Here is a 9,046-nt window from a genome sequence, read left to right as displayed (position 1 = left end):
CCCCGAAATGGCCTCTTTCAGGCTAATCGGCAGGTCAAGCCGGATATTGTCGCCATCGCGCTCGTAAAACGGATGCTTGCCCACTTTGAGCGTCACCATCGCGTCGCCATTACCTCCGGGGCCGGGTTGACCCTTTCCGGGAATACGGATCTGTTGGCCGCTGACGGCACCGGGGGGGAGTTTGAACTCCACCGTCTTGCCGTCGCGCAACGTAATGCGTTGGGGCTCCAGCTTCGCCGCATCGGTAAAGGCGACAAGATGTTCATAGGCGATGTTCGCACCCTTGGGCGGCGGGCCAGGCTGAGGCCTTGGCCCACCCGGCCGGGCACCCGCGCCTCCGCCGAAAAGGCCATCAAAAATATCGCCGAGGTCGATGCCACCGCCAAATTCGAAACCGCCCTGTCCGGGTCGCGCTCCGCCACCGCTGAACGGGCTGCCACCGCCGAAGCCCGCACCAAAGGGGGAGCGCGGCTGGCCGTTCTCATCGATTTCGCCGCGATCAAATTGACCGCGCTTTTGCGGATCAGACAACAGGTCATAGGCGTGCGTAATTTCGGCAAAGCGCTCGGCTGCCTTGGGATTATCCTGGTTCCTGTCGGGGTGCAGTTCCTTGGCGAGCTTGCGATAGGCGCTCTTGATCGCCTTCTCGTCCGCGCCCTTCGAAACGCCCAATATGGAATATGGATCGGCCATTATGGTCCCTGTTGTTCAAGCTCTCTGTATTAGATTGGCATTACAGCCCGCTGAGTCAACTCGGCGCTACAGCATTTTCGACGCTTTTTCCGGCAAATGTGCGCAAGATCAGATAAAGCACCAATCCCAGCGGCCCGAGCAGGAAGATGAATGGCAGAACCGGTATCTGCATCCAGCGCGCTATGCCACGCCGGTCGGCGTTGCGCGCGGCCCAGATGCCGACGAACAGGTCAAAGGCGAGATAATGAATCCATCCAATCGTAGCGCCGCCCTTGCTATCGAAAAGCGCCATAACGCCGGCCAGCGATGAGAAATCTTGCGAGCGCGGCCCTGCGGCGTCGAGTGTGCCGCTCATCAAACCGATAATCAGCACAGCATAGGTCAGTGCCAGCAGCCCGCAACCGGCCATGAACAGCAGAGGCAACACCTGTTCGCGCTTGGGCGCCAACAGCAGTATCAGCCAGCAGACCATCGCATAGATGTTGGTGACCTCAAAAATCGTCTCCCACGGCATTTGCATGGCAGTCCCCCCTTCCTTGCAGGCGCAGTCTAGCCTATCGGGTCGATATGGAAAGCCAAGATCCCTATGTAATTTTCGATGCCTGGTTCAAAGAGGCGCGCGAAAGCGAACTCAATGACGGCAATGCCATGGCACTGGCGACGGCAGATGCAAACGGCCATCCTTCGGTGCGGATGGTGCTACTCAAAGGCCATGGCCCTGACGCCGACGGCAAAGGCGGGTTCATTTTCTACACCAACCTTGAAAGCCGCAAAGGTGGCGAACTGGCTGCAAACCCCCATGTCGCCTTGCTGTTCCATTGGAAGTCTCTCCGCCGCCAGGTCCGTATCGAAGGTCCGATAATGCAGGTCAGCGATGCGACGGCCGACGCCTATTTCGCCAGCCGCGCACGCGATTCCCAATTGGGGGCATGGGCGTCCGACCAATCGCGTCCGCTGGATAGCCGCGCGACGTTCGAGGCGCGTTTTGCCGAGGCCAAAGCACGCTTCGAAGGGCAGGATGTGCCGCGTCCTCCGCACTGGACCGGGAATATCGTTAGCCCCACCCGCATCGAATTCTGGCAAGATCGCGAATTCCGCCTCCACGAACGCTGGGTGTTCGAACGCGACGGCGATGGCTGGCGCAAGCAGATGCTGTACCCCTAACGCCTTATGGGACTGCAGCACAACCACCATCATCACGAACATGGTTCGATGACAGCGAAAGCCGCGATTGCCAGTGTGGCAATGGCGCTGTTCCTGACTGTATTGAAAAGCTGGGCTGCGATTGAGACCGGTTCGGTCGCTCTGCTTGGGTCGCTCGCTGATACCGGCTTTGACTTGCTGGCTTCGCTGTTGACGCTGTTCAGCGTTCGCTATGCCGCGCTTCCGGCGGATGATGACCACCGCTTTGGTCATGGCAAGGCGGAGGCCTTGTCGGCGCTGGTGCAGGTGATGCTGGTGACCGTATCGGCGTTGTTCATCGGCTGGCGCGCGGTCGTCCGGCTGGGCAGCGGCTCACCAACCGAGCATCCTGAAATGGGCATAGGCGTCTCGCTGGTCGCGATTGCGGCGACGCTGGGGCTGCTCGCCTATCAACGCCATGTGATCAAGAAGACCGGCTCGGTCGCGATCCATGGCGACCATTTGCATTATCAAGGTGACTTGCTGCTCAACATCGCGGTCATAATCGCACTCGCGCTCGATGCATTCCTCAATGTGCGTGGCGCTGATCCGCTGTTCGGCATTGCCATCGCGCTCTGGCTGCTCTGGGGCGCCTGGCGCGCCGCCAGCCTTGCGCTCGATCAGTTGCTCGACAAGGAGTGGCCGCTCGAAAAAAGACAGCGGTTCATCGAAGTCGCGATGCGCCATCCCGAGCTGAAGGGCATTCACGACATGCGCACGCGCTCGGCGGGCGCACATGATTTCTGCCAGTTCCATGTCTGGGTCGATCCGAACATGACCGTGCTGCAGGCGCATGAAGTGATGGACGAGATTGAGGCTGAACTGATGCGCGAATTTCCCGGTGTGGAGGTGCTGATTCATCCCGACCCCGAAGGGCATAAGGACGAGCTAGGCTATATTCCGAGCGAAACGATCGAGCACCAGGATGACGATCATGAGCATCACCACCACTAGACCCTTCAAACAGGTCGATGTTTTCACGGCCGTAGCATTGAAGGGTAATCCGGTGGCGGTCATCCTCGATGCCGAGGGGCTGTCAGTCTTGCAGATGCAGGCGATCGCCAACTGGACCAACCTGTCCGAGACGACCTTTGTCACGCCCGCAACCGATCCAGCAGCGGATTATGCCGTTCGCATTTTCACTCCCAAGAGCGAGTTGCCGTTTGCAGGGCATCCCACGTTGGGGACGGCGCATGCGGTGATCGAGGCGGGTCTGGCTATCCCCAAAGACGGCAAGGTGGTGCAGCAATGCGCGGTGGGCCTGGTCGAGGTCAGTTTGGCAGGCACCGGATTGTCGTTCCGCCTTCCGCGTTATGCTTATGAAGCGGCGCCTGAACCGGAAAAACTTGCCGCAGCGCTAGGCGAAGGCGCGATCAAGGGCGTGCCGGAAATCGTCAATGTCGGCCCGCGCTGGGTGATTGCCGAGCTGATATCGGTGGAAACAGTTAAGCAGCTGCAGCCCGATCTGCAAATCCTCGCCGACTATGACCGCGCACAATCGACAACCGGCATGACCGTTTATGCCGAAAAGCCCGACGGTGGCATCGTGGTGCGAAGTTTTGCGCCTGCCGACGGCATCGCCGAAGACCCCGTCTGCGGCAGCGGCAACGGCGCGGTCGCTGCCTATCGCCTCAAGGCACAGCAGGTTTCAGCCGGCAGTGAATATGTCGCGAGCCAGGGGCGGCAAGTGGGCCGCGATGGCCATGTCCGCGTGCAGATAAAGGGAGATGCCGTCCATGTCGGCGGTGACTGCGTCACCGTCGTGGACGGCACCTTCCGGATTTGAGGGCTTAGGCGACCGTAACCGACTGGATCACACCGGGTTCACGCGGCGGCTCGCCCTTGGGCAGTGCGTCGACATTTTCCATGCCTTCGATCACATTCCCCCAAACGGTGTACTGACGATCGAGGAAGGTCGCATCGTCGAACACGATGAAGAACTGGCTGTTGGCGCTGTTCGGATCCTGGGTGCGGGCCATAGAGCAGGCGCCGCGAACATGGGGCTCGTCGTTGAATTCCTGTTTCAGGTTGGGCTTGGACGAACCGCCCATGCCGGTACCATTGGGGCAGCCACCCTGCGCCATGAAACCGTCGATTACGCGGTGGAATTTCACGCCATCGTAAAAGCCTTCACTCGCCAGTTCGACAATGCGTGCGACATGGTTGGGGGCAAGGTCAGGGCGCAGCTTGATTACGACATCGCCGGTCGACAGGTGCATGGTGAGGGTTTCGGCCATTTGGGAATCCTTTTCGTTGAAACTTCGCCGCCGCAATAGGCTCCAAAGGGCAAAAGTAAATTGCATTTTCGCGGGCGGGGCGTAGGAGAAGCGCGGTCGCATCAATCAGCAGCAAAGGGGGGAACGATGAATGCCGAATCCGATCTTGATTTCCCCCAAGTCGAAACCGCAGACGAAACCCTTGACGAGGATAATCGGCTAAAGGCTGACTTTGTCCGGCTGGTGCTCGACGCGGTTGAACGGGGTGACACCGAAGAGGCCTATCGTCTCGCCCAACCGCTGCACGCCGCCGACATTGCCGACCTGTTCGAGCTGACCGCGCGGGAGGATCGCGGCGATCTTGCGATTGCCCTTGGCGACCTGCTCAGCGCTGATGTGCTCGCGGAAATCAACGACTGGGTGCGCGACGACATCGTCGATGCCCTGCCGGCCGCCCAAATTGCCGATCTCGCCGAGCAGATGGAGACCGACGACGCGGTCGCTATGATCGAGGATCTGGAGGAGGAAGAGCAGCAGGCCGTCCTTGCCGAACTCGATCCCGAAGACCGCGCGGTCATCGAAGACGCGCTTTCCTATCCCGAAGAGTCCGCCGGGCGCATCATGCAGCGCGAGCTGGTGGCGGTGCCCGAGCATATTACCGTCGGCCAGCTGATCGACTATCTGCGCGACAATCAGGACCTGACCACCGAATTCTGGGAAATTTTCGTTGTCGATCCGGCGCACCGCCCGATCGGGACCTGCCAGCTAAGCTGGATATTGCGCACCCCGCGTAACATTTCGATTTCAGACGTGATGAAGCGCGAGCAGACGCTGATCCCGGTCGATATGGACCAGGAAGAGGTGGCGCTGCGTTTTCAGAAATATGCGCTGATCTCCGCCGCTGTTGTTGACGATGCCGGGCGGCTGGTCGGGGTGATCACTGCCGACGATGTCGTCCACATCGTTCAGGAAGAGGCTGGTGAGGATATCTTGCGCCTGTCGGGTGCAGGCGAAGGCGATATCAACGAGCCGATTGCCGACAGCTATAAGGCGCGCGTGCGTTGGCTGATTGCCAATCTGGGCACCGCGATGGTTGCTAGCTTCATCATCGCGCAATTCGGCGCCGCCATCGAAACCATGGTGGCGCTCGCGATTTTGATGCCGATCGTCGCCTCGATTGGCGGCAATGCTGGCACACAAACGCTAGCAGTAACGGTGCGCGCGCTCGCCACCAACCAGCTGACGCAATCGAACACGGTGCGATCAATCTGGCGTGAGATTCGTGTCGCACTGCTCATTGGGGCGACGGTGGCGGTGATTGCGGGTTTGGGGGCAGGGGTCATCTTTTCGAACTGGACATTGGCGGGTGTTATCGGCGCGGCCATCCTGTTCAACATCACCATTGCGGGGCTTTCGGGCGTGGTCATTCCGGTGGTGCTCGACCGGCTTGATCAGGATCCCGCGGTATCAAGTTCGATTTTTGTGACGATGATTACCGACTCGATGGGCTTCCTGATCTTCCTCGGACTTGCGGTGTTTGCCGGTCTTGCGGGCTGAGCCCTGCACCCCCAGATAGCGGCCATGCCTCTCCATATGACCAAAATTGCCTTCGGTGCCGAAAGCCCGGCGCATCTGCGCCAGCGGCTGGAAACCTATGCCGAGGCCGGTGAGGTCCGCCTGACGACGCGCTATTTGCCCAAAAGGCATGAGGAGATAGCAGGCGGCTCGCTTTATTGGATATTGAACCACACGCTTATCGGCCGCAGCCCGATCCTCGGCTTCATGGACAATGGACAGGGACGGACATGGATCCGCTTGCGTCCAGAACTGATCCCAGTCCGCTCCATCCCCAAACGCGCGCATCAGGGCTGGCGTTATCTGGAAGGCAAGGATGCGCCGCCGGATCTCGGTTCCGCCAATGCAGATGGCCGCGATGAAATGCCATCCAAGATGTTGGGCGAATTGATGAAAATGGGACTGGTGTGATTGCTTTTCCCCCCTGCCTCGCTTAGCCAAGGCGCGGGTTTGAATAGACGGGGGACATATGACCGAAGATTTGCACGACGCCAGCCATCCGGATCACCGGTTTCCAACTATATGGGGTGCGCTGGGCTGGGTCGCCGTCTTCCTCCTCCTGCAGGTGATAGCCGGTGTAATGGCGCTGGGTATCGCTATCGGGATGGACAAAAGCGGCCGGGATCCAATGGAGCTGGCGCGCGATGCCAGCTTTATCGCTGCGCCGACGATCCTGTCGCTGGTCGCATCAAGCCTGGTTCTGCTCGGTCTATTATGGCTGCATCTGGGCAAGGAGGATCGCGCCGCCCGTATCGGTATGATGCGCTGGAGCCGGCTGAGCCTGATCCAGACGGTCGGACTGGCGATTGGTCTTATAGCGCTCGGCCTCGCCTTCAACCATCTGTACGCAACTTACGTTATCCCTGACATCAAGGTGCAGGAAGCGCTGCGCAAGATGTTCGCGGCGCTACCGGACACCCCGCTCAACACGGTCATCCTGTTTGTCGCCATTGCTGGTATTGCGCCACTGCTTGAGGAAATCCTGTTCCGCGGACTGGTGCAAAATGCTCTGGCGAAAAAGCTGCCCGCCTGGGGCGCCATATTGGGGGCATCGGCGATTTTCGGTGCAGTCCACATGGATTATCACGCATTTCCTGCGTTGATGGCTATGGGTGCCGTGTTTGGCATTCTATATCACAAGACGGGATCGCTGCGGGTCAACATTATTGCGCACATGATCAATAATGGCGCGGCGTTGTTGTTGACCTAATTTCCCGCAATAGCTTTCCACGCCGATGCGATAGGCTCGACGCCTGCCCGCAATTCGGAGAAGCCGATTGGGTCCGCTGCCGTCAGCTTTTCTTCAAGTTCGGCGGCTAGCGCAGCGTAAAGCCCGTCGAGCGTGTGGGCGAGTTCGCCGCCTGATTCAAAATCGAGTCCCGCCCGCAACGCGACCACAATACCTCTCGCTCTATGGGCTTGTTCATCGTCGGTCAGCACGGCTTCGCGTTTGGCGCGAAGGGTCAGCACATCGATGCACAGCAGCAGTTCCTCATAAAGCATCGCGACCAGTGCATGCGGATTGGCGCTCTCGGTTTGTCCGGAAAGTGCCAGGGCACGGTAGTGCGCGCTAGCTTTGCTATAATTTGGTTCGAGCACGACTTAATTCTCGTTCGACCAGAGCTTGATTTGCTGTTCGAGATAGGCCTGCGTCGCCTTGAACGCGCTCAGCCGTGCATCAAGCGTTGCATATTGTTTCTCCAGTCTTGCACGATAGGCTTCCTCGCGCGCCTCCATCCGCTCACGGCTTTTGGCCAAGGTCGCTGCCTCTGCTTGCAATGCCTTTCCGAGGCTCTCCAGTGTCCCACCCGGTGCGAGCGCACTATCCCGAATTTCATCCAGGGCGACTGCAAGACCGGGGTCGGTGAAAATCGTGCGGGTGGCATCACGCGGCGGATTAAACAGCGCTTCGACGGCGTCGGGATTGTTCGCCAATGCGGCATCAAGTTTAACGGTGTCGAGGACAAGTGTCCCGCTGCGATCGGTTCTAATGCCAATATCGGAAAGGCTGTTGATGCCTGCATTGCCAGTCAGCGCTTTACTCACCAGCGCCGTCAGTTGCCGGTCGAGAGCACGCAAATTTCCGGCTCCGCCAACGGTCTGCCGCGCTTCTTTGAGGCTTGTTTGCAGCTGATTGAAGACGGTAACGAAATCGGCAATTGTCTGTTTGAGCGCATCGGCAGGGCGTGTGCTGCCCAGCGCGATAAAGTTACCGACCTCTGCTTTTTTCAACGATAGCGAAACGCCGGGGATGATATCGTTGATCGTATTGGACGGTCTGTTGAATTCGACGCCATCGACACCGATCACTGCATCGGATGCTGCCTGCGATTGGATCAAACCCGTCGTGACCAAGGCGGACAGCGCAGGATCAGCGCCCGGGTCAGCACTTAGGGCAAACGCCTTGGCGGCCCCGGTCTCGCCCTTCAGTACCAGCCGGACCTGGCCTTGGTCCGCTACGATACTCGCACGAACGCCGCTGCCGCTCGCATTGACCGCATCGGCGAGACCGGTGAGGCTGTTGTTGGTGGTGTCGATAGTAATCGCATGCGTGGTTCCGCCTACGGTGAGCGTCAGATTGCCTATGCCGACTGGGTTGCTCGCGGATGGCAGCAGGCTACTGTGCATGGTTTGCGCGCGCGCCAATTGACGGATTTCAACCTCCGCCGCCAGTCTTCCCAATTGCGCATTCGGCAGCGCAGAAACCGCGAGTGCGTTTTCGTCGGACACCGTCGGTTGACTACCCAGACTGCCGGTTGAAACCAGATTGGCAAGCGTATCGGCAAAACTATCCAGATCGGCCCGCGCCTGCGCAACCGCGCTGATCTTCGCCTGTGAGCTCTTTGCAAGCGCGTCGAAGCGTTCCGCCTTTGGCGCGCGCGAAGCGGTGGCAAGATCGCTCACCAGCTGGCTGACATTGATGCCCGAACCGAAGCCAAGGCTATTGGCGATATTTCCGATCATGGTCGCTTCCTTCCATCCAATTAACGACACACAAAGCGGAGGATTTAGATCGCTTCAGGCTTGCCCGAGGTGTCGAAGCGTTTTGAATGCGGCACATCCACAACAGGCGGTTGCTTCTGCTCGCCCAATTCGCGGTCAAGCCGGAAAACGAAGGCAAGAATGATGGCGACCGCCTGATACAAATCCTCAGGGATGGCCTGTCCCGCACGCGTGGTGAAATAAAGTGCGCGGGTCAGAACCGGATAGTCGAGCATCGGCACCTCGCGTTCGCTGGCCAGTTCCCGCATCGCGAGCGCAACTTCGTCACGACCGCGTGCCACCACAACCGGCGCGGCATCTGCGCCAGGACGATAGCGCAAGGCGACCGAAAACTGGCTGGGGTTGGTCAGCCCCACATTGGCCTCCGTCATCGCCTT

At 59.4% G+C, this 9,046-nt stretch carries 12 protein-coding genes; 6 read left to right on the top strand and 6 right to left on the bottom strand.

What is annotated here, in order from left to right:
- Together Q0239_RS03775 and Q0239_RS03770 are read right to left on the bottom strand one after the other, a co-directional pair.
- A partial coding sequence (locus Q0239_RS03775) for a DnaJ domain-containing protein (RefSeq protein ID WP_298598661.1) occupies window positions 1-693 on the bottom strand: 693 nt, incomplete at its 3' end.
- Window positions 694-748: 55 nt separating this feature from the next.
- The gene (locus Q0239_RS03770; protein WP_298598658.1) at window positions 749-1,213 is read right to left on the bottom strand and encodes an ABA4-like family protein; all 465 of its coding nucleotides are present in this window, start codon (window positions 1,211-1,213) and stop codon (window positions 749-751) included.
- Window positions 1,214-1,260: 47 nt separating this feature from the next.
- On the opposite strand from Q0239_RS03770, the gene pdxH reads away from it, so the two are divergent.
- From pdxH to Q0239_RS03755, 3 genes are read left to right on the top strand one after another with little or no spacing between them, the layout of a single operon-like run.
- Window positions 1,261-1,857 carry a pyridoxamine 5'-phosphate oxidase gene (gene pdxH / locus Q0239_RS03765; protein WP_298598654.1) on the top strand — a complete coding sequence of 199 codons (597 nt, stop codon included), beginning with the start codon at window positions 1,261-1,263 and terminating at the stop codon, window positions 1,855-1,857.
- Between the two features lie 6 nt (window positions 1,858-1,863).
- A complete protein-coding gene (locus Q0239_RS03760; protein WP_298598651.1) occupies window positions 1,864-2,829 on the top strand; it encodes a cation diffusion facilitator family transporter in 966 nt (321 codons plus the stop codon).
- On the top strand, window positions 2,810-3,661 hold the full coding sequence (locus tag Q0239_RS03755; RefSeq protein WP_298598648.1) for a PhzF family phenazine biosynthesis protein: 852 nt from the start codon (window positions 2,810-2,812) through the stop codon (window positions 3,659-3,661). Before Q0239_RS03760 ends, Q0239_RS03755 begins: the two co-directional genes overlap by 20 nt.
- 4 nt (window positions 3,662-3,665) lie before the next feature.
- On the opposite strand, the gene Q0239_RS03750 is transcribed toward Q0239_RS03755, so the two are convergent.
- Window positions 3,666-4,112, bottom strand: a complete 447-nt coding sequence (locus tag Q0239_RS03750; protein ID WP_298598645.1) for a peptidylprolyl isomerase — start codon at window positions 4,110-4,112, stop codon at window positions 3,666-3,668.
- A gap of 126 nt (window positions 4,113-4,238) precedes the next feature.
- Here Q0239_RS03750 and mgtE point away from each other — a divergent pair, with 126 nt between their 5' ends.
- The 3 genes from mgtE to Q0239_RS03735 are packed head-to-tail and all read left to right on the top strand — an operon-like array spanning window position 4,239 to window position 6,876.
- Window positions 4,239-5,648 (top strand): magnesium transporter, encoded by a 1,410-nt coding sequence (gene mgtE / locus Q0239_RS03745; RefSeq protein WP_298598642.1) that lies wholly within the window; start codon window positions 4,239-4,241, stop codon window positions 5,646-5,648.
- Window positions 5,649-5,672: 24 nt separating this feature from the next.
- Entirely contained in the window at window positions 5,673-6,077 is a 405-nt protein-coding gene (locus Q0239_RS03740; RefSeq protein ID WP_298598639.1) for a DUF1489 domain-containing protein, read from the top strand.
- Between the two features lie 58 nt (window positions 6,078-6,135).
- Window positions 6,136-6,876, top strand: a complete 741-nt coding sequence (locus tag Q0239_RS03735; protein WP_298598635.1) for a CPBP family intramembrane glutamic endopeptidase — start codon at window positions 6,136-6,138, stop codon at window positions 6,874-6,876.
- Here the strand turns inward: Q0239_RS03735 and fliS are convergent.
- The 3 genes from fliS to Q0239_RS03720 all read right to left on the bottom strand — a co-directional run.
- Complete coding sequence (gene fliS / locus Q0239_RS03730) at window positions 6,873-7,265, bottom strand: flagellar export chaperone FliS (protein ID WP_298598632.1); 393 nt, start codon at window positions 7,263-7,265, stop codon at window positions 6,873-6,875. The genes Q0239_RS03735 and fliS overlap by 4 nt on opposite strands.
- Before the next feature lie 3 nt (window positions 7,266-7,268).
- Entirely contained in the window at window positions 7,269-8,630 is a 1,362-nt protein-coding gene (fliD, locus tag Q0239_RS03725; protein WP_298598628.1) for a flagellar filament capping protein FliD, read from the bottom strand.
- A gap of 44 nt (window positions 8,631-8,674) precedes the next feature.
- Window positions 8,675-9,046, bottom strand: a 372-nt coding sequence (locus tag Q0239_RS03720) for an EscU/YscU/HrcU family type III secretion system export apparatus switch protein (RefSeq protein ID WP_298598624.1), incomplete at its 5' end; no start/stop codon positions are given.

The organism is uncultured Sphingorhabdus sp. (assembly GCF_937872355.1).
In the GTDB taxonomy this organism is placed as follows: Bacteria; Pseudomonadota; Alphaproteobacteria; order Sphingomonadales; family Sphingomonadaceae; genus Sphingorhabdus_B.
Note: the sequence above shows the minus strand (reverse complement) of the source record. Positions and strands in the feature narration are given on the sequence as shown.